Source organism: Catellatospora sp. NPDC049111, assembly GCF_040648615.1.
GTDB classification, from domain to species: Bacteria; Actinomycetota; Actinomycetes; order Mycobacteriales; family Micromonosporaceae; genus Catellatospora; species Catellatospora aurea.
Genome location: NZ_JBEZEB010000015.1, coordinates 89,219 through 110,223, shown reverse-complemented (window position 1 = coordinate 110,223; position 21,005 = coordinate 89,219). Strand labels below are relative to the sequence as shown.

Here is a 21,005-nt window from a genome sequence, read left to right as displayed (position 1 = left end):
GTAGCCGCCGTTGTCCGCAACAACGAGGGCGATGTCGGCAGAGCGACATCGTCCGATCGCGGATAAGCGCGGCCCGGCGGGGTTCCTAGGCTGGAGACAGCCATCGATACAGGGGGAGCGATGACGGTATCGGGCGGTGCCGGCCAGGAACTGCTCGGTCGCCTCTGCGACGACCTGCGCCACCTGCGCGAGCAGGCGGGCGGGCCGAGCCTGCGCACGCTGGCGGCGGAGGTGGGGCTGGGCAAGAGCCAGCTCGGGGCGATCCTCAACGGGCGCGTCGAGCGCCTGCCGGACTGGCGGGTCGTCCGCGCGGTGGTGGCCCGCTGCCATGCGTACGCGGGGCAGCACGGGCGGGCCGCGCACCTGTCCGGAAAGTTCGGCGTCGAGGACTACTGGCGGCGGCGGCACACTGCGGTCGAGCAGCTGCTGAGCGAGGTGTCCGCGCCCGGCGGCCCGGACGCGGCCGAGCCGGAGCAAGCCCCGCCGCGGGGACTGCCGCCCCGACCCCGGACCTTCGTGGGGCGCGAAGCCGAACTGGCCGCGCTGACCGCGGCAGCCGATCCGGTGATCATCACCGGGCCGCCGGGCATCGGCAAGACGTCCCTGGCCGTGCAGTGGGCGCACCAGGTCGCGGCCCGGTTCCCGGACGGTCAGCTCTACGTCGACCTGCGCGGATTCGAACCCTCTGGGGCGGTGATGTCGGCTGCCGAGGCGACGCGCGGTTTCCTGGAAGCGCTCGGGGTGCCGCCGGACCGGCTGCCGACCAGCCCCGACGCCCAGCTCGTGCTGTACCGCAGCCTGCTCGCGAACCGGCGGGTGCTGGTCGTGCTCGACAACGCCCGGGACGCGGAGCAGGTGCGGTCGCTGCTGCCGAGCGGGCCGGGCTGCCGGGCCGTGGTGACCAGCCGCAGTCGCCTGGCGGGGCTGGTCGTGGCACAGGCCGCGCAGGTGCTGCACCTGGACCCGCTCAGCGCGGGGGAGTCCACCGACCTGCTCGCCTCGCGCATCGGCGAGCAGCGGCTGCACGCTGAGCGCGAAGCAGCCGACGGGATCGTGCGCGCCTGCGCCCGGCTGCCGCTGGCGCTCAGCGTCGCGGCGTGCCGGGTGGCGTTGCAGCCCGCGCTGTCGCTGGCGGAGCTGGCCCGGGAGCTGCGCGAGGAGCCGGGGGAGCTGGAGGCGCTGCGGACCGGCGACGAGGCCACCGACGTGCGCGCCGTCTTCTCCTGGTCGTACCGCACCCTCGACGCGCCGGCGGCGCGGGCGCTGCGGCTGCTGGGCCTGGCCGCGGGTGGCGACATCACACCCGTGGCGGCGGCGAGCCTCGTGGACGTGCCGGTCGGCGCGGCACGGCGGTTGCTGGCCGGGTTGGCCGATGCGGGCCTGCTCACCGAGCACCGGCCTGGCCGGTACGCGATGCACGACCTGGTCCGGGCGTACGCCCGCGAGCTGGCGCACGACGCCGACAGCGCCGCCGACCGGCGCGCGGCCACACGGCGGTTGCTCGACCATTACCTGCACACCGCGCACCGCGCGGCGGTCCTGCTGCACCCGCCGTTCAGCGACATCACCCTCGGAGCGTGCGGCGACGGCGTCACGGCCGTGGCACTGGCCGACGGCAGGGCCGCCCAGGCCTGGTTCGACGCGGAGCTGGGGGTGCTGGCGGCCGAGATCCGGCAGGCGTGCGCCACCGGGTTCGGCCGGCACGCCTGGCAGCTCGCCTGGTGCCTGTCCGGTCACCTGGACCGGCGGGCGAGGTGGGCGCAGTGGCACGAGATCGAGGAGCTGGTGCTGAGCGCGGCCGAGCGGGACGGCGATCTCGCCGGGCAGGCGCACACGCACCGCGACCTGGCCCGGGTCTGCTCCCGGCTGGGCCGCCACGACGAGTCCCACGGGCAGCTCAAGCAGGCCCTGGACGACTTCACCGAACTCGGCGACACCGACGGGCTGGCCCAGACGTTTCTGAACCTCGGCCAGACCCTGGAGCGGGCGCACCGGCACCGGGAGGCGCTGGAGCACTCGCGGCGCGCGCTGGAGCTGTTCACCGCGTCGGGCAACACGGCGGGGGAGGCGTACACCCTCAACGCGGTGGGCTGGCAGCTCGGCCTGCTCGGCGACCACCGCCAGGCGGTCGTCTACTGCCGGCGGGCGCTGGAGCGGCTGCAGCGGGTCGCCGACCCGCAGGGCGTCGCGGACACCCTGGACAGCCTCGGCCACGCGCACCACCATCTTGGGGACCTCGCGGCGGCCACGTCGTGCTACGAGCGGGCGCTGGAGATGTTCCGGGCCGACGGCGACCGGTTCGGCACGGCGGCCACCCTGCAGAATCTCGCCGAGACCCGGCTCGCTGCCGGGGACGAGGCCGCCGCGCGGGCGGCGCTGCAGGAGGCGTGGGAGATCCTCGACCGGATCGGCCACGAGAACGCGCACGCGGTGCGCGCCCGGCTGGACGCCGCCTGAGGCGACGCCCCGCCGGGCGGGACCGTTCTCACTGGTAGTAGAACTGCTGCGCGGGCTCGTACAGCTTGCACTCGATGACCTGCAGCGGGACGTCGTTGCCGGTGGAGCGCCCCAGTACGTCCAGGCACAGGCCCTTGACCTTGTTCTGGTACAGGTAGCGCCCGGTGCCGAAGTACGAGATCGGCGTCCACTCCTCGCTGGTGAACGCCGCGTTGCAGGTGAACTGCTGCACCCGGGTGCCGATCTGCACCTCGTCCTCGCTGTTGGCCGCGAGGTCGAGGCACAGGCCGCTGCCCTGGTTGACGATCCAGTAGTACCCGTTGCTGGTCGGGAACAGCGCCCAGCGGTGGTGCGGCCGGTTCTCGCAGCTGCGCTGCACGATCGGGGCGTTGTGGTTGCTGGAGTTGCCCTTCGGGATCAGGCACTTGTACGAGTACTCGTTGCGGATCTGCTCGAAGACCCCGACCCCCATGGTCTGGTTGTCCTGCGTCGTGGGCGCCGCGTTCGCGGGCCCCGCGGCCGCCAGACCGGTGACCGCCGCGACGGCAGCGGCCAGGACCAGGGTGGCCAGCCTGTGCCGGATGCTCATCCGTGACTCCTTCTGTTCGTTCGGATGTCGTGGAATGACCGTGTCACCGCCGCGGTGGCGGGATCCGCGGGTCCGGACAGGACGGTCGTGACGCCCGATGAAGGTGCAGCTCACCGGGGCATGTCCGGGCGGTGGGCACCGGACACGACCGGACGGTGCGCGCCGCGCGCCGCGGACCGCCGGAGCCGCCGTGACGCGCCCGGGCACCGCCGTCGTGAGGTTCCCTCGCGTACCGCCGCGTACAGTTGGCCGGGATCGTCGACGCCTGCCCGCTCCACCCGCGGGCCGGCGTCCGCCCCGTACTAGCTGGTGAGGAACGCATGCCCTCCTTCCCCCGCACCGACCTGGGCCCGCTGACGCGCCGGTCCGCCCTGGCCGCCCTGGGCCTGACGGGCGCCGCGATCGGCCTTGCCGCCTGCACGGGCGGCAAGGGCCCGTCCGGGACCTCGCCGTCCGGCGGCCAGAGCCCGGACGCCCCGCCGCCGAAGGCCAAGGTCGCCATCACCGAACCCGCCACCGCGGCGACCGAGGTCCCCGCCTCCGCCGAGATCGTGTTCGCCGCGACCGACGCCGTCTCGACGCAGGTCGTGCTCAAGGACGCGGCCGGGGCGGACGTGCCGGGCGAGATGCACCCCGACGGCAAGGGCTGGCTGCCCGCCAAGGCGCTGGCGTACGGGACGGCTTACACCGTCACGGTCACCGCGACCGGTGACGACGGGCGGCCCGCCACGGCCACGTCGACGTTCACGACGATGGCCCAGCCGGACAAGACCGTCCGGGTCGTCAGTTTCCTGCCCGACGGCGCCGTGGTCGGCGTCGGCATGCCGCTGATCTTCCGGCTCAGCCGCAAGATTCCCCAGGCGCAGCGGGCGGCGCTGCAGCGGCGGCTGCTGGTGCAGACCACGCCCGTGCAGGAGGGCATCTGGACCTGGTACACCGACGACGAGCTGCACTGGCGGCCCCGGGAGTTCTGGCAGGCGGGCACGAAGGTGTTCGTCGACGTGCGCGCGGGCGGGCTGCCCCTGGGCGACGGTTTCTTCGGTGCGCGCAACTCGACGCTGACCTGCTCCATCGGCCGTTCGCTGGTGATGACGATCGACGACAAAGCCAAGCCGAAGGTGATGAAGGTCGTCAAGGACGGCGTCACCGTACGCACCATCAAGGTCAGCCTCGGCCGGGCGAGCATGCCGTCGTCGAGCGGCACCACGGTGATCATCGAGCGGCTCGCCAAGACCGTGTTCGACACGACCAGCGACCCCAACCCGAACAACCGCTACCGGACGAACATCGTCTACGCGCAGCGGCTGACCTGGGGTGGAGAGTTCATCCACGCGGCCCCGTGGTCGGTGAAGGACCAGGGCGTGCGCAACGTCTCGCACGGCTGCGTCAACATGTCCACCGCCGACGCGAAGTGGCTGTTCGAGCAGACGATGATCGGCGATCCGGTCATCACCAAGGGCACGCCGCGCAAGCTGCAGTACGGCAACGGCTGGACCGACTTCGACAAGCCCTGGGACGAGTACGTCAAGGGCAGCGCGATCCCGTACGAGCCGTCGCCGGACGCGTCGCCCTCACCGGACGCGTCGCCTTCGCCGGCCGCCTGACCGGTGCTCTCCCTCCTCCCGTAGGTCCCGACCGGGGCCTGCGGGCGTGAGCCTGCCCGCGATCGTCCATGCCGGACGGTCGCGGGATGGAGCGGGCGGGGGTGCCGCTCTCACCGCATGAAGTGCCACCCCCGCCCGCCGTCGAGCTGCCGCCGCGTACCGGGCGTGCGGCAAGTCCGCGGACTCGATCCGGCTGCGTTCCGGACTCGAATTGCAGCGATAGTGTTAACGCACACATAGGTTGCCGTCAAGGGAAGCCGGAAACCGGCTGGACCCGGCCATGTCGTCTGCATCCCGAGTTGCGCAAGTTCTTGGGCCGCTCAGCGTCAGCGGCCGTTACGTATCTGTTGCGGGGGCATGTCTTGACGCCTCTTGATGTGAGCGCTAACACTGTGTGCCAGCAACCGAGCGGAGGAAGACATGAGCGACCGGTACGTCGTCGGTGTCGACTACGGCACGCTGTCCGGCCGGGCCCTGGTGGTCCGCGTCAGCGACGGCGCCGAGGTCGGCACGGCGGTGCACGAGTACCGCCACGGCGTCATGGACGGCGTGCTCGCCGCGTCCGGCGCGCCGCTGCCGCCGGACTGGGCGCTGCAGGACCCCGACGACTACCGCGACGTGCTGCGTAACGCGGTCCCGGCGGCGCTGGCCGCGGCGGGCGTCGACCCGGCCGACGTGATCGGCATCGGCACCGACTTCACCGCGTGCACGGTGCTGCCGGCGCTGGCCGACGGCACGCCGCTGTGCGAGCTGCCGGAGCTGCGCCACCGCCCGCACGCGTGGGTGAAGCTGTGGAAGCACCACGCCGCGCAGCCGCACGCCGACCGCGTCAACGCCCTGGCCCACGAGCGCGGGGAGCCGTGGATCGGCCGCTACGGCGGCAAGATCTCGGCGGAGTGGCAGTACGCCAAGGGCCTGCAGCTGCTCGAGGAGGACCCGGAGATCTACGACCGGGCGCAGCGCTGGATCGAGGCCGCGGACTGGATCATCTGGCAGCTGTGCGGGGTCGAGACCCGCAACGTCTGCACCGCCGGTTACAAGGGCATCTTCCAGGACGGGGCGTACCCGTCGAAGGACTACCTCGCCGCGCTCAACCCGGGCTTCGCCGACTTCGTGGCCAAGCTGGACGGTCCGCTGCTGCCGCTGGGCGGCCGGGCCGGCTCGCTCACCGCGCAGGCCGCCGCGTGGACGGGGCTGCCGGAGGGCATCGCGGTCGCGGTCGGCAACGTCGACGCGCACGTCACCGCCGCTGCCGCGCAGGCCCTCGACCCGGGCCGGCTGGTCGCCATCATGGGCACCTCGACCTGCCACGTCGTCAACGGCACCGTGCCGGCGGAGGTGTCGGGCATGTGCGGCGTCGTCGACGGCGGCATCAGCGCCGGCGCCTGGGGCTACGAGGCCGGGCAGAGCGGCGTCGGTGACATCTTCGGCTGGTTCGTCGACCACGCGGCCCCGGCGGGTTTCGACTCGCACGAGCGGCTGTCCGAACTGGCCGCGGCGCAGCCGGTCGGGGCGCACGGGCTGATCGCGCTGGACTGGTGGAACGGCAACCGCTCGCTGCTGGTCAACCACGACCTGAGCGGCCTGATCGTCGGCATGACCCTGGCCACCCGCCCGGCGGATGTCTACCGGGCGCTGCTGGAGTCGACCGCGTACGGCACCCGCATGATCATCGAGGCGTTCGCCGCGGCCGGGGTGCCGGTCACCGAGCTGGTCGTCGCGGGCGGCCTGACCACGAACCGGCTGCTGATGCAGATCTACGCCGACGTGACCGGCCGGCCGCTGAGCATCATCGGCTCGGCGCAGGGCCCGGCGCTGGGCTCGGCGATCCACGCCGCGGTCGCCGCCGGGGCGTACGCCGACGTGCACGAGGCGTCGGACGCGATGGGCCGCGTCGAGCGGGGCGTCTACCAGCCCGACCCGGACCGCGCCCGCGCCTACGACGCGCTCTACGCCGAGTACGCGCTGCTGCACGACCACTTCGGACGCGGCGCGAACGACGTCATGCTGCGCCTGCGCGCCATCCGCAACGCCGCCCACCAGCACTCGGCCGACGAGCCGACCGTAGCGCTGGGGGTTGCGGCATGAGCGTCATGGCCGAGCTGCGGCAGACCGTGGCGTCGCTGCACGCCGAGCTGACCCGATACCAGCTGGTGGCCTGGACCTCCGGGAACGTGTCGGCGCGGGTGCCGGGGCGGGAGCTGATGGTCATCAAGCCGAGCGGGGTGTCCTACGACGACCTCAGCGCGGACAACATGATCGTCTGTGACCTGGACGGGGTGGTCGTCGAGGGCGACCTGTCGCCGTCGAGCGACACCGCGGCGCACGCCTACGTCTACCGGGCCATGCCTGAGGTGGGTGGTGTGGTGCATACGCACAGCACGTACGCCACCGCCTGGGCGGCGCGAGGTGAGGCGATCGCATGCCACCTGACGGCGCAGGCCGACGAGTTCGGCGGGGAGATCCCGATCGGGCCGTTCGCGCTGATCGGCGGCGACGACATCGGCAAGGGCATCGTGGAGACGCTGACCGGGCACCGCTCGCCCGCGGTGCTGATGCGCAACCACGGGGTGTTCACCATCGGCAAGGACGCCCGCGCCGCGGTCAAGGCCGCGGTGATGTGCGAGGACGTCGCGCGCACCGCGCACCTGGCCAGGGTGCTCGGGCAGCCGCTGCCGATGGCGCAGGCCGACGTGGACTCCCTCTACGACCGCTACCAGAACGTGTACGGCCAGGCCGGCCGCCAGTTGTCCGCCGATTAGGTACCGGCGGTGGCACCACCCCGATCCTCTCACCGCAGCATCACCGCACCACCAGCTCCACAGCGAAGGCCGCGCGCCGGCGTCCCACACGGCGCGCGGGGGTAGGCCCATCCTCATCCAAGGAGATCGCATGCTCACCATGGGCAAGGCCATCACGCGACGCCGCGCCGTCGCGGTGCTGACCGCAACTCTGCTCGCGACCGGTTTGGCCGCGTGCGGCAACAGCGACACCGGCGAGCAGCCGGCCGACGACGGCAAGCTGACGCTCGGCTTCTCGCAGGTCGGCGCCGAGAGCGGCTGGCGCACCGCGAACACCAACTCGATCAAGGAGTCCGCGACGGCGGCGAACATCGAGCTGAAGTTCGACGACGCGCAGGGCAAGCAGGAGAACCAGATCACCGCGATCCGCAACTTCATCCAGCAGAAGGTCGACGTCATCGCCTTCTCGCCGGTGGTGTCGTCGGGTTGGGACACCGTGCTCAAGGAGGCCAAGGACGCCGGCATCCCGGTCATCCTGACCGACCGCTCGGTGGACTCGGCGGACAAGTCGCTGTACAAGACGTTCATCGGCTCGGACTTCGTCAAGGAGGGCCGCCTGTCCGGTGAGTGGCTGGTCAACGAGATGAAGGCGGCGACCGGCCCGGTCAACATCGTGGAGCTGCAGGGCACCACGGGTTCGGCCCCGGCCAACGACCGCAAGAAGGGCTTCGGCGACGCCATCGCCGCCAACCCGAACCTGAAGATCATCGCGTCGCAGACCGGTGAGTTCACCCGGGCCGGCGGCAAGGCCGTCATGGAGCAGTTCCTGAAGGCCAACCCGAAGATCGACGTGCTGTTCGCGCACAACGACGACATGGGCCTGGGTGCGCTCGAGGCGATCACCGCCGCGGGCAAGGTGCCGGGCAAGGACATCAAGATCATCACGATCGACGCGGTCAAGGACGGCATGCAGGCCCTGGCCGACGGCAAGTTCAACTTCATCGCCGAGTGCAGCCCGCTGCTCGGGCCCCAGCTGATGGACCTGGTCAAGAAGGTCAAGGCCGGGGAGACCGTTCCCCAGCGCATCGAGACCGAGGAAGGCACCTTCACGCCGGAGCAGGCCAAGGCGGCACTGCCGAACCGCAAGTACTGATCCGCACCCGGGGCCGCCGCACGCCGTGCGGCGGCCCCGTCCTCCATCACCGCAGACGGAGCCGGATCGGCGGGGCACACCGCTTCCGGCCGACGTCCTCGCCGCGGTGCCGGCCCTCGGCGGCCGGCCGCGGCGACCCCTTACCCAGTACTCAGCGAAAGGTCGGATGGGATGTCGGGTAGGCAACCGGTCCTGACGATGACCGCCATCAGCAAGTCCTTCCCGGGGGTGCGCGCGCTCGACGGCGTCGACTTCCGGCTGTTCCCCGGCGAGGTGCACGCCCTCATGGGCGAGAACGGCGCCGGAAAGTCCACCCTGATCAAGGTGCTGACCGGTGTGTACGCCCACGACGCGGGCGACATCGAGCTGGCCGGGCAGCAGGTGTCGTTCACCGGCCCGATGCAGGCCGCGGCCGCCGGGGTGAGCACCGTCTACCAGGAGGTCAACCTCTGCGCCAACCTGTCGGTGGCGGAGAACATCTTCATCGGCCGCGAGCCACGCACCCTCGGCGCGATCCGCTGGGGCGAGATGCGTCGCCGGGCCCGCGACCTGCTGGCCCGGCTCGACCTGCACATCGACGTGACCCAGCTGCTCGGCACGTACTCGCTGGCCGTGCAGCAGATGGTCGCCATCGCCCGCGCCATCGACATCCAGGCCCGGGTGCTCATCCTCGACGAGCCCACCTCCAGCCTCGACGCGACCGAGGTGGAGCAGCTGTTCCGCATCATGCGCCAGCTACGCGACGAGGGCATCGCGATCATCTTCGTGACGCACTTCCTCGACCAGGTCTACGGCATCGCCGACCGGATCACGGTGCTGCGCAACGGCCGCCTGGTGGGGGAGTATCCGACCGCCGAGCTGCCGCAGCTCGCCCTGGTCGAGAAGATGATCGGCAAGGAACTCGACGTGCTGGAGAGCCTGGACGAGCAGTCCAAACGCGACCTCGCCGCGTTGGAGGCGAGCACGCCGTTCCTGCAGGCCGAGGAGCTGGGCCGCAAGGGATCGGTGGCGCCGTTCAGCCTGACCATCCACGCCGGCGAGGTCGTCGGCCTCGCCGGGCTGCTCGGCTCCGGCCGCACCGAGGTGGCCCGCCTGCTGTTCGGCGCGGACCGGGCCGACCACGGCCGGACCGCCGTCGACGGCAAACCGGCGTCGCTGCGCAACCCGATCGCCGCGATCGGCCACGACATCGCGTTCTGCTCCGAGAACCGGCGCACCGAGGGCCTGGTCGGCGAGCTGAGCGTGCGCGAGAACATCATCCTCGCGATGCAGGCCGCGCGAGGCTGGCTGCGCCCCGTGCCGCGCCGCCGCCAGGACGAGCTGGTCGACAAGTACGTCAAGGCGCTGAGCATCCGCCCCGCTGATCCCGAGATCCCGGTGCGCAACCTGTCCGGCGGCAACCAGCAGAAGGTGCTGCTGGCCCGGTGGCTGATCACCGAGCCGCGGCTGCTGATCCTCGACGAGCCCACCCGGGGCATCGACGTCGGTGCGAAGGCCGAGATCCAGAAGCTGGTGGTGCAGCTGTCCGACGGGGGCATGGCGGTGCTGTTCATCTCCGCCGAGCTGGAGGAGGTGCTGCGGCTCAGCCACAAGATCGTGGTCATGCGGGACCGGCAGCTGGTCACCGAGCTGGCCAACGATCACACGGTGGACGCCGACCGCGTCATGCAGACCATCGCCAGCGGCACGCACCACGAAGGGCCGGAAGCATGAGCGAGCGCAGCGAGCGAATCAGCAGGCTCAGGGCATATGCCGTCGACGAGCGAAGCGAGGAGAGGGCATGAGCAATTCGAAGGCACGGTGGGACGCCGTCACCGCCCACTCGCTGTTCTGGCCCGCGGTCGCGCTGGTGGCGCTGCTGGTGGCCAATACGATCTACCGGCCCGGCTTCCTGCCGGTCGAGATGAAGGACGGGCACCTCTACGGCAGCCTCGTCGACATCCTGCGGCTGGCCGCTCCGCTGATCCTGGTCGGGCTCGGCATGACCCTGGTCATCGCCACCGGCGGCATCGACCTGTCGGTCGGCTCGATGTGCGCGATCAGCGGCGCGATCGCCTGCCTGCACATCAGTCAGCAGCCGGACCAGAACGCCCTGAGCGGCGTGCTGGTCGCGCTGGCGCTGGGCATCGGGCTGTCGCTGCTGCTCGGCGCGTGGAACGGGGCGCTCGTCTCGATCATCGGCATCCAGCCGATCATCGCCACGCTGATCCTGATGGTGGCCGGGCGCGGCCTGGCCCAGCTGATCACCGAGGGCCAGATCATCACCATCAACTCCGAGCCGTACAAGTCCGTCGGCGTCGGCTACCTGCTCACCCTGCCGCTGGCCATCTTCATCGCGGCGGGCGTCGCGCTGCTGGTCGCCGCGGTGACCCGCCGCACCGCGCTCGGCATGATCATCGAGGCGGTCGGCGGCAACGCCGAGGCCAGCCGGCTGGCCGGCATCCGCTCGGCCCGCATCACGTTCCTGGTGTACGTCATCAGCGCGGTGTGCGCCGGCATCGCCGGGTTCATGGTCACCGCGAACGTGTCCAGCGCCGACGGCAACGCGGCCGGCCTGTGGATCGAACTCGACGCGATCCTCGCCGTCGTGATCGGCGGCACGTCGCTGGCCGGGGGGCGGTTCTCGCTCAGCGGCACCATCCTCGGCGCGCTGCTCATCCAGACCCTGACCACCACCGTGTACGCGATGAACATCTCGCCGCAGACGTCGCTGCTGTTCAAGGCCGTGGTCGTGATCATCGTCTGCCTCGTCCAGGCCCCCGCGTTCCGGGCCAGGTTCGCGCGCCGGCGACCCGCCGCGCCCGCCGCGCCGACGGCGGCCGACCAGAGCAAGGAGCAGGTGCCGGCATGACCACGAGCTCGCTCACCCCCACCCGCGACTGGTGGCGTATCCCGCAGCGGTACGTGCCGGTGCTGGCCACGCTCACCCTGCTGCTGGTCATGTACGGCGTCGGCGTCTCGCAGTACCGCGCCTTCTCCAACATCCAGGTCGTCTTCAACGTCTTCATCGACAACGGCTTCCTGCTGGTCGTCGCGGTCGGCATGACGTTCGTGATCCTCACCGGCGGCATCGACCTGTCCGTCGGCTCCGTGGTCGCGATGACGGCGATGATGTCGGCGTCGCTGCTGCGAGGTGGCATGCATCCCGCGGCGGTACTGGTGATCGCGCTGCTCGTCGGGCCGACGCTGGGCTTGCTGATGGGCTGCGTCATCCACTTCTTCGACATCCAGCCGTTCATCGTGACCCTGGCCGGCATGTTCTTCGCCCGGGGCATGTGCACCTTCATCAGCAAAGAGTCGATCCCGATCACGGATCCGTTCTGGACCGCCATGGCCCAGGAGCGCATCGGTGACCCGAAGGGCAACTTCGTGTCGATCAGCGTGCTGGTCGCGTTCGTGGTCGTGCTCGTGGGCGCTTTCGTGCTGGCGTACACCCGGCTGGGCCGCAACGTCTACGCCCTGGGCGGCAACCAGCAGTCGGCGCTGCTGATGGGCCTGCCCGTCGGCCGGACGAAGATCGCGGTGTACGTCATCAGCGGCCTGTGCTCGGCGATCGGCGGCATCCTGCTGTCGTTCTACACGCTGTCCGGCGCCCCGCTGATCGCCGTCGGCATGGAGCTCGACGTCATCGCCGCGGTCGTCATCGGCGGCACGGTGCTCACCGGCGGGTCCGGGTACGTCTTCGGGACCGTGCTCGGGGTGCTCGTCCTCGGCGTGATCAAGACCCTCATCACCTTCGACGGCAGCCTCAACTCGTGGTGGACCAAGATCGTGATCGGTGGGTTGCTGTTCGCGTTCATCCTGCTCCAACGCCTCATCGGCATCCGCAAGAAGTAACCCCGACCCGTATCGCGGAAGGCACGCACATGACAACGCATCCCCAGCCCGAGGTCTGGTTCCTCACCGGCAGCCAGGGCATGTACGGCGAAGAGACCCTGCGCCAGGTCGCCGGCCAGTCCCGGGAGATCGCCCGTATCCTCGACGAGTCGCCGGGCATCCCGGCGCGGGTGGTCTGGAAGCCCGTCCTGACCTCCAGCGGCGAGATCCTGCAGGTGTGCCGGGAGGCCGCCGCACAGGGCGCCGTCGGGGTCATCGCCTGGATGCACACCTTCTCCCCGGCGAAGATGTGGATCTCCGGGCTGGATGCGTTGACCACGCCGCTGCTGCACCTGCACACCCAGGCGAACGTCCTGCTGCCCTGGGACGAGATCGACATGGACTTCATGAATCTCAACCAGGCCGCGCACGGCGACCGCGAGTTCGGGTACATCCAGACCCGGCTCGGGGTCGCCCGCAAGACCGTCGCCGGCCACGTGTCCGACCCGCGGGTGGTCGCCCGGGTCGGCGCGTGGACCCGCGCGGCGATCGGCTGGTCGGCGATGCGCTCGCTGCGCCTGGCCCGTTTCGGCGACAACATGCGCGACGTGGCCGTGACCGAGGGCGACAAGGTCGAGGCCGAACTGCGCTTCGGCGTCTCGGTCAACACCTACGGCGTCAACGACCTGGTCGACGCCGTCGCGGCGGTCGCCGACTCCCAGATCGACGAGCTGGTCAAGGTGTACGACGACACCTTCCGCGTCGCCGCCGAGCTGCGTCCGGGCGGTGAGCGCCACGACTCGCTGCGCTACGCCGCCCGCATCGAGGCCGGCCTGCGCAACTTCCTGGAGGCGGGCGGGTTCCGCGCGTTCACCACCAACTTCGAGGACCTCGGCGGCCTGCGGCAGCTGCCCGGCATCGCGGTGCAGCGGCTGATGGCCGACGGCTACGGCTTCGGCGGCGAGGGCGACTGGAAGACGTCTGTGCTGGTCCGCACGCTGAAGGCGATGTCGGTCGGCACCGCCGGTGGCACCTCGTTCATGGAGGACTACACCTACGACCTCACCCCGGGCAACGAACTGGTGCTCGGCGCGCACATGCTGGAGGTCTGCCCGACCATCGCGGCCGACACCCCGAACGTGGAGATCCACCCGCTGAGCATCGGCGGCCGGGAGGACCCGGTCCGGCTGGTGTTCGACGCCCAGCCCGGCCCCGCCGTGGTGATGGGTCTGGCCGACATGGGCGAGCGGTTCCGGCTGGTCGCCAACGAGATCGACGTCGTGGCCCCGCCGCAGCCGCTGCCGAAGCTGCCGGTCGCCCGCGCGGTCTGGCGTCCCCGTCCGTCGCTGGCCGGCTCCGCCGAGGCGTGGATCACCGCCGGGGCCCCGCACCACACCGTGCTCTCCCAAGCCGTCGGCGTCGAGGAACTGCACGACCTGGCCGAGATGGCGCGCACCGAACTCGTCGTGATCGACGCGGACACCACCACCCGCCGCTTCGCCGACGAGATCCGCTGGAACCAGGCCTACTACCGGCTGGCCCGAGGATTCTGAGCCCACCCCGCAGACGACGGATGCGCCCACCCGGCGAGGGTGCGCGCATCCGTCGACCTGTCGGCCGTCCGCGACGAAAGTTGATCAACATGCGATACGATGTGCCGTCAGGGGAGCAGCAGCCATGAGCCAGCAGCCGGCCGCCCGCGCGGCGGTGATGAACGACGTCGCCCGCCTCGCCGGGGTCTCGCACCAGACCGTGTCCCGGGTGCTCAACAACCACCCGAGCGTGCGCGACGAGACCCGCGAACGGGTGCTGGTGGCCGTCCGGCAGCTCAACTACCGGCCCAACGCGCTGGCCCGGGGCCTGGCCGGGCGGCGTTCCCGGGTCATCGGCGTGGTCAGCTTCGACACCATCCTGTACGGCCCCGCCGCGACGCTGCTCGGTGTCGAGCGGGCGGCCCGGCACGCCGGATACGGCATCAGCATCGTGGCCCTGGAGAAACTCGACCGCGCGGGCGTGACCGAGGCGGTCAACCGGCTCACCGAGCAGTCCGTGGCCGGAGTCGTGATCATCGCGCCGCTGCTGACGGCGGCCGCGGCGGCGCACAGCCTGCCGACCGGGGTACCCGCCGTGGTCGTCGAATCCGACACCGCCGGGGACCTGCCGACCATCTCCGTCGACCAGGTCGCCGGGGCCCGGCTGGCCGTGGAGCACCTACTCGAACTCGGCCACGAGACGGTGTGGCACCTGACCGGGCCGAAGGACTGGCTGGAGGCCCGCGACCGCGTCGACGGCTGGCGGCAGGCCCTGGAGGCCGCGGGCCGCCGCGTCCCGGCGGCGATCGTCGGCGACTGGAGCCCGCGCTCGGGCTACGAGGCCGGGCACCGGATCGGCTCCGACGTCACCGCCGTGTTCTGCGCCAACGACCAGCAGGCCCTGGGCATGCTGCGGGCCCTGCATGAACGCGGCATCCGCGTGCCGGAGGACGTCAGCGTCGTCGGCTTCGACGACATCCCCGAGGCCGAGTACCTGTCCCCGCCGCTGACCACGGTGCGCCAGGACTTCGACGAGGTCGGCCGCCGCTGCCTGGCCGCCCTGCTGGACCTCCTCGACGCCCACGACACCCCCGACGCGCCCCCGCACCCCCGCGTCGCCCCCACCCTCATGGTCCGCGCCAGCAGCGGCCCACCGGCCTGACCTGGCCTTCCCCGCCCACCAGCCCGATCGCGACAACACTCACCCGCCCCGCCCCGCCCCGCCCCGGCCCGGCCGTGCCGCGCCCCGCCGCACACCCACACCAGCCGACCTGCATCGACGTTGGCCTATCTCATCGAATTCGAGCCACGAATTTTCGATGAGATAGGCCAACGTTTATGAAAAGACGGGTCGGTGGGTGGGGGTGGACGGGGTCAGAGGAAGCGCCAGAGGCGGTCGGTGGCGGTGGAGTCGTCGGCGGTGACGATCTGGGCGCCCTGGGACGTTGAGCTGCCGGTGACGGCGAGAACCTTGCCGCCGTTGGCGCACTGGATGCGGAAGGTGCCGTTCGAGGCGTGGCGCAGGCGCCAGCGGTGGTCGGCGGTGCCGTTGTCGGCCCACTGCATGATCCGGGCTCCGGTCGCGGTGGACATGTTCTCCACGCCGAGCACCTTGGCGCTGTTGCCGTTGCGTAGGCGCAGGTAGCCGCCGGTGTCGACGAGCGCGGTCCACAGGTGGTCGGCGGTGCCGGTGTCGCCCCACTGGAGCACCAGGCCGCCGTCGGCGGTGGACATGTTCTGCACGCCCAGCACCAGGCCGGAGGCGACGTTCTGGATACGCCGCGCGCCCTCGGGTACGAAGCGCCAGAGGTTGTCGGCGGTGCCGTTGTCGGGGTCCTGCACCGCCTGCGCGCCCTGGGCGGCGGACCCGCTGAGGATCGCCAGCAGCTTGCCGGTGTGCACGTTGCGCAGCTTGTGGGAGCCGTCGCCGTTGTCGACGACCGTCCAGCGGTGGTCGGCGGTGCCGTTGTCGGCCCACTGCATGACGCGGGCGTTGTCGGCGGTGGACATGTTCTCCACGCCGAGGACCTTGCCGCTGTTGGCGTTGCGCAGCCGCAGCGCCGACCCGTCGACGATGAGTTCCCAGTTGTGGTCGGCGGTGCCGTTGTCGGCCCACTGCACGGCGAGCCCGCCGTCGGCCGTGGACATGTTCTGCACCCCGAGGACCAGCCCGCTGGCCGCGTTGGCCAGCCGGAACACCGCACCGCCGGTGCCGCCGCCTTGCCCTGCGGCGTTCCAGTAGACGGTGTAGTTGTAGCCGTGGGCGTCGTGGAAGGGCGCGAGGTTGACCGTGGCCCCGTTGGCGGTGGCGGTGAACGCCAGCGAGCTGGTGCTGGTGCGGGTCACCGTGCTGGTGGTCAGGCTGGGCAGCGCGGACAGGCTGGTGTTGCCGTAGTTGCCGGCGAGCACGACCGGGCCGTAGGTGACCGCGGAGACGTTGGCGACGTCGTTGGCCGCCCGCATGACCACCCGCATGGGCAGCTTGACGGTCACGACCTCGCCGGAGGTCCAGGACCGGGTCAGGGTGGCGTACGTGCCCGGTGTCGCGGTGATGCTCTGGACCGTGCCGTTGACGCTGACGGTGGCCCCGGTGGTCCAGGACGGAATGCGCAGCCGCATCGACCACGATCCGCTGACACTGCCGGTCACCGTGAGTGTGGTGGTGTCGCTGACCGGGTACGTGGTGGTCTGGGTGATCGTGATGCCACGGGAGGCCCAGGTCAGCACCGACGGCGTGTACAGGTTCACGGTCAGCGTGGTGCCGTTGTAGAAGTAGATCGAGTCGGCCAGCTTCGTGTTGGTCTCGATGCCGGTGCCCTGGCAGCACCAGAACGTGCCGTAGTCGGTGCTCCAGGTGCCGCCGCCCCAGGCCGGGCCCACACCGCGGCGGCCGCCCGGGTTCAGCGGGGTGAAGTACGTGAAGTGCCCGTGGCTGTCGGCCGGATTCTGCTGGCCGATGAGGTGGTTGAGCAGCGCGCGCTCGTAGAAGTCGAAGTACGCGGCGTTGTCCGGGTTCAGCAGCCACAGCTCCCGGGTCAGCTTGAGCATGTTGTACGTGTTGCAGGCCTCGGCCGTGTCGGTGTTCAGGTACGCGGCGATGGCGTTGGGGGCGCGGAAGTGCTCGGCCTGGCTGTTGCCGCCGATGGCGTAGGTGTGCGCGTTGACGGTGATGTTCCAGGCGTTGGTGGCGATGTCGCGGTAGCGGGTGGTGCCGGTCGCCTTGTACTCGCGGGCCGCGCCGATCCACTTGGGCACCTGGGTGTTGGCGTGCAGGCCGTTCAGCGAATCCTGGTTGGCGGCCAGGGGGTTGAAGACGGCGGCGTGGTCGAAGCGCTGCGCGACGGTGAGCCAGCGGGAGTCGCCGGTCTGCTGGTAGAGGTCGGCCAGCACGGCGTTCATACCGCCGAACTCCCTGCCCAGCACGGACTGCATCTGCGAGGTGCTCAGCCGGCCGGTGCGCCAGTCGACCCAGCCGGCGAAGCTCAGCAGCACGTCGCGGGCCTGGGTGCTGCCGATCAGGCGCCACACGTCCAGCAGGCCGGCCAGGGTCTTGTGCAGGGCGTAGTACGGCACGTTGCCGTTGGTGAGGTTGCCCGCTTCGAGGGCGGTGAAGTCGGACTCGGGAAAGCCCGACAGGTATCCGGCGGTGAACCCGGCGGCCGAGTTGTTGGCCTGGCAGGCGGCCAGGGCGGCGACCATCTGGGTGGCCTTGTCACGGCACGTGGTGTCGCCGAGCACGGCCCAGGCCTGCGCCCACGCGGTGAGGAAGTGGCCCTGGCTGTGGCTGCGGAACGGGAAGGTGGGGGCCTCCCAACCGCCGGTGGCCGCGGCCCCGTTGGTCGACAGCCGGTGGTTGGCACGGAACACGTAGAGCAGCCGGTCGACGCTGACGTCCCGGAGGTAACTGAGCGTGCGGTTCTGGTTGTCGAGCCAGCGGCCGGTGGTGAGCCGTACCTCGGAGAGATCGAAGGGGTGGGCCGAGACGCCGAGGTCGGCGCGGGCAGGGGGTATCGCCGCCGCGGCGGCTTCGGTGGCGGTGAGGGCGGGCGCGGCCGCGGCCGCGGTGGCGACGCCGGCGGCCTGCAGCAGGCGGCGGCGGGACAGGGACGGTGACCACATAGGAGCTCCTTGACGTGGAGGAAGGGACCTCGGCGGCGTGACCGATCACATGGGTGTCCTGCAACGCAAGCCGGGACGGCAGGACGGTGCCATGCGGTGCAGGTTGAAGCGGTCATATCGCGCGCCCTCGATCCCGCCTCATGAATGTGACCGATAACAATCGAGGCGTCAAGACGTTCCGAAAATGTTTCCGTCGGGTTGCTGGTGGGCGCGGGGTTCGAGGATGAAGGCGAAGATCGTGCGTGGGGTACGATGCGCCGACAGGGGGTCACGATGAGTCAGCAGCCGGCCGCCCGGGCAGCGGTGATCAAGGATGTCGCGCGCCTCGCGGGCGTGTCGCACCAGACCGTGTCCCGGGTGCTGAACGATCACCCGAGCGTGCGCGACGAGACCCGCGAGCGGGTGCTGCGTGCCGTGAAACAGCTCAACTACCGCCCGAACGCGCTGGCGCGAGGGCTGGCGGGTCGGCGGTCGCGGGTCATCGGGGTGGTCAGTTTCGACACCATCCTCTACGGCCCCGCCGCGACCCTGCTCGGCATCGAGCGGGCGGCGCGGCATACCGGATACGGGATCAGCATCGTGGCCCTGGAGCGGCTCGACCGCGGCGGCGTCGTCGACGCGGTGAACCGGCTGGCCGAGCAGTCCGTGGCCGGCGTCGTGATCATCGCGCCGCTGCTGACCGCGGCAGCGGCTGCGGGCAGCCTGCCCAGCGGCGTGCCGGCGGTCGTGGTCGAGTCGGACATGGCCGGCGACCTGCCGACCGTCTCCGTGGACCAGGTCGCGGGCGCCCGGCTGGCCGTCGAGCACCTGCTGGACCTGGGACACGAGACGGTGTGGCACCTGTCCGGCCCCAAGGACTGGCTGGAGGCCCGCGACCGGATCGACGGCTGGCGGGCGGCCCTGGAAGCGGCGGGCCGCCGCGTTCCGCCGGTGCTCGCCGGTGACTGGAGCCCGCGTTCGGGCTACGAGGCGGGTCGGCAGCTGGCCGATCGCGGCGACGTGACCGCGGTCTTCTGCGCCAACGATCAGCAGGCGCTGGGCATGCTGCGGGCGCTGCACGAGCGCGGCGTGCGGGTGCCGGAGGACGTCAGCGTCGTCGGCTTCGACGACATCCCCGAGGCGGCGTACCTGTCGCCGCCGCTGACCACCGTGCGGCAGGACTTCGACGAGGTCGGCCGTCGCTGCCTGGCGGCGCTGCTGGAACTGCTCGGTGTCGACCGGCCGTTGGGGGTCGCGCGCCACCCGCGGGTGCCTCCGTCGCTGGTCGTGCGGGCCAGCAGCGGCCCGCCGCCGGTGAACTGACGGCGCTCAGCGCCGGTCGACCAGCCGCACCTCGGCGACGCCGATCGGGTCGGCGTCGTCCAGGCGGGTGGTGCCGTCGAGGGAGAAACCGGCGCGCTGGTAGAAACGCACCGCGTGCGCATTGGGCCGGTAGGCGTACACGCACACGGGTCGCCGGCCCCGGGCTCGCAGCTCCTCGACGGCATGGCTGAACAGCTGCCGGCCGAATCCCGTGCCGACGTGGCCGGGATCGACATACAGCCCGTACACCTCACCGGCGTCCGTGCCGAGATCCGGATCGTGGTCGGCCGGCCCCGTGCGGCAGAAGCCGACGACGGCGCCGTCGCCTTCGGCCACCCACAACCTGTGCCCACCCGGCATGGTCGTCACGTACGCGGCCCAGTCCGCGGCTTCCTGGACGGGATCAAGCGCGCCGAGCAGCGGCGCGGCCATGAACTCCGCGTACGCCGATCTCCATGAGCGGACCTTGATCCGGCCGATGGCGGCCGCATCCTCGACAGTGGCAGAACGGATCACCACCACAGGGTACGGATCGACCGGTGGACGGGCGCGCGAGTTGTGTTCGCCATATTCATGCACTGGGGGTGCTGAAACATCGGCCGATCCGTTACGGTGACGCCGTGACGGATTCGTGGACCCTCGCCATCGCACGTGACGACCTGTCCCACACCGAACTGGTGCGGCACCCGGTGCCCGAACTCGCCGACGGCGAGGCCCTGCTGCGCGTGGACCGGGTCGGCATGACCGCGAACAACGTGACCTACGCCGTGCTCGGTGACGCCTACCGCTACTGGGACTTCTTCCCGGCCGCCACCGCCGGACTCGACGAGCGGTGGGGCCTGGGCCCGCTGTGGGGGTTCAGCGAGGTGGTCGACTCCCGGGCCGAAGGGGTCCCGGTCGGGCAGCGGCTGTACGGATACCTGCCGCCCGCCGGGCACCTGGTCGTCCGGCCCGGCCGGGTCGACGAGCGCGGGTTCCGCGACGCCAGTCCACACCGCGCGCAGCTGCCGTCGCCGTACAACGCCTACGCCGCGACCACCGGCGACCCGTCCTACGACGCGGACCGGGAAGACCTGCTGATCCTGTTCCGCCCCCTGTTCGTGACCTCGGCGATGCTCGCCGACCGGTTGCAGGACAACGACTTCTACGGGGCCGCGACGCTGGTTCTGTCGTCCGCGTCGAGCAAGACGGCGTACGCGGCCGCGTTCGAGCTGCGCGGCAAGGGGCCGCGCCTGGTCGGCCTCACCTCACCCGGCAACGTGGCCTTCACCCGCGAGCTGGGCTGCTACGACGACGTGCTGCCGTACGACGGGATCGGCGCACTCGACCCGGCGACGCCGACCGCGTACCTCGACCTCTCGGCGAACCCGGCCACCCGCGCGGCGCTGCGCGCCCACCTCGGCGACCGCCTCGTGCACGACGTCGCGGTGGGCCTGACCCACCAGGAGCGGGCGACCGACGCGACCGCCGTGTTCTTCGCCCCGGACCAGATCCGCAAACGCACCCTCGACTGGGGCCGCCCGGAGCTGGACCGGCGGCTCGCCGAGTCCTGGCGCCGCTTCGCCGCGGTCGCCGAGCAATGGGTCGACATCACCGTCAGCCACGGCCCGGACGGGCTCCGCGAGGCCTGGCTCGGCATGCTCGCGGGCACGACCCCGCCGCGCGTCGGCCACGTCATCGCCTGCTGACGGC

At 71.3% G+C, this 21,005-nt stretch carries 15 protein-coding genes; 12 read left to right on the top strand and 3 right to left on the bottom strand.

Going from position 1 to position 21,005, the window contains the following annotated elements:
• Positions 1-120 precede the first annotated feature (120 nt).
• Positions 121-2,457 carry a tetratricopeptide repeat protein gene (locus AB0B66_RS21895; protein ID WP_360532665.1) on the top strand — a complete coding sequence of 779 codons (2,337 nt, stop codon included), beginning with the start codon at positions 121-123 and terminating at the stop codon, positions 2,455-2,457.
• Positions 2,458-2,485: 28 nt separating this feature from the next.
• On the opposite strand, the gene AB0B66_RS21890 is transcribed toward AB0B66_RS21895, so the two are convergent.
• Positions 2,486-3,046, bottom strand: a complete 561-nt coding sequence (locus tag AB0B66_RS21890; protein WP_360532662.1) for an RICIN domain-containing protein — start codon at positions 3,044-3,046, stop codon at positions 2,486-2,488.
• Positions 3,047-3,366: 320 nt separating this feature from the next.
• On the opposite strand from AB0B66_RS21890, the gene AB0B66_RS21885 reads away from it, so the two are divergent.
• From AB0B66_RS21885 to AB0B66_RS21845, 9 genes are all read left to right on the top strand, one after another.
• Entirely contained in the window at positions 3,367-4,650 is a 1,284-nt protein-coding gene (locus AB0B66_RS21885; protein WP_360532660.1) for an Ig-like domain-containing protein, read from the top strand.
• 420 nt (positions 4,651-5,070) lie between these two features.
• Positions 5,071-6,738, top strand: a complete 1,668-nt coding sequence (gene araB, locus AB0B66_RS21880) for a ribulokinase (RefSeq protein WP_360532657.1) — start codon at positions 5,071-5,073, stop codon at positions 6,736-6,738.
• The gene (locus AB0B66_RS21875; protein ID WP_360532654.1) at positions 6,735-7,412 is read left to right on the top strand and encodes an L-ribulose-5-phosphate 4-epimerase; all 678 of its coding nucleotides are present in this window, start codon (positions 6,735-6,737) and stop codon (positions 7,410-7,412) included. The genes araB and AB0B66_RS21875 overlap by 4 nt, the downstream gene beginning before the upstream one ends.
• A gap of 130 nt (positions 7,413-7,542) precedes the next feature.
• The gene (locus AB0B66_RS21870) at positions 7,543-8,544 is read left to right on the top strand and encodes an ABC transporter substrate-binding protein (RefSeq protein WP_360532651.1); all 1,002 of its coding nucleotides are present in this window, start codon (positions 7,543-7,545) and stop codon (positions 8,542-8,544) included.
• 171 nt (positions 8,545-8,715) lie between these two features.
• Positions 8,716-10,257, top strand: a complete 1,542-nt coding sequence (locus AB0B66_RS21865) for a sugar ABC transporter ATP-binding protein (RefSeq protein ID WP_360532648.1) — start codon at positions 8,716-8,718, stop codon at positions 10,255-10,257.
• A 67-nt stretch (positions 10,258-10,324) separates the two neighbouring features.
• Positions 10,325-11,395 (top strand): ABC transporter permease, encoded by a 1,071-nt coding sequence (locus AB0B66_RS21860; protein ID WP_360532645.1) that lies wholly within the window; start codon positions 10,325-10,327, stop codon positions 11,393-11,395.
• The gene (yjfF, locus tag AB0B66_RS21855) at positions 11,392-12,381 is read left to right on the top strand and encodes a galactofuranose ABC transporter, permease protein YjfF (protein WP_360532642.1); all 990 of its coding nucleotides are present in this window, start codon (positions 11,392-11,394) and stop codon (positions 12,379-12,381) included. Before AB0B66_RS21860 ends, yjfF begins: the two co-directional genes overlap by 4 nt.
• 29 nt (positions 12,382-12,410) lie before the next feature.
• A complete protein-coding gene (araA, locus tag AB0B66_RS21850) occupies positions 12,411-13,913 on the top strand; it encodes an L-arabinose isomerase (RefSeq protein ID WP_360532639.1) in 1,503 nt (500 codons plus the stop codon).
• Between the two features lie 124 nt (positions 13,914-14,037).
• Positions 14,038-15,054 carry a LacI family DNA-binding transcriptional regulator gene (locus AB0B66_RS21845; RefSeq protein ID WP_360532636.1) on the top strand — a complete coding sequence of 339 codons (1,017 nt, stop codon included), beginning with the start codon at positions 14,038-14,040 and terminating at the stop codon, positions 15,052-15,054.
• Between the two features lie 212 nt (positions 15,055-15,266).
• On the opposite strand, the gene AB0B66_RS21840 is transcribed toward AB0B66_RS21845, so the two are convergent.
• The gene (locus AB0B66_RS21840; RefSeq protein ID WP_360532633.1) at positions 15,267-18,011 is read right to left on the bottom strand and encodes a beta-L-arabinofuranosidase domain-containing protein; all 2,745 of its coding nucleotides are present in this window, start codon (positions 18,009-18,011) and stop codon (positions 15,267-15,269) included.
• A gap of 273 nt (positions 18,012-18,284) precedes the next feature.
• Here AB0B66_RS21840 and AB0B66_RS21835 point away from each other — a divergent pair, with 273 nt between their 5' ends.
• Entirely contained in the window at positions 18,285-19,313 is a 1,029-nt protein-coding gene (locus AB0B66_RS21835) for a LacI family DNA-binding transcriptional regulator (protein WP_360532630.1), read from the top strand.
• A 6-nt stretch (positions 19,314-19,319) separates the two neighbouring features.
• Here the strand turns inward: AB0B66_RS21835 and AB0B66_RS21830 are convergent, their stop codons facing one another.
• Positions 19,320-19,829: a GNAT family N-acetyltransferase gene (locus tag AB0B66_RS21830; protein ID WP_360532627.1), complete on the bottom strand. Its 510-nt coding sequence runs from the start codon at positions 19,827-19,829 to the stop codon at positions 19,320-19,322.
• 104 nt (positions 19,830-19,933) lie between these two features.
• Here AB0B66_RS21830 and AB0B66_RS21825 point away from each other — a divergent pair, with 104 nt between their 5' ends.
• A complete protein-coding gene (locus AB0B66_RS21825; RefSeq protein ID WP_360532624.1) occupies positions 19,934-21,001 on the top strand; it encodes a DUF2855 family protein in 1,068 nt (355 codons plus the stop codon).
• Positions 21,002-21,005 lie beyond the last annotated feature (4 nt).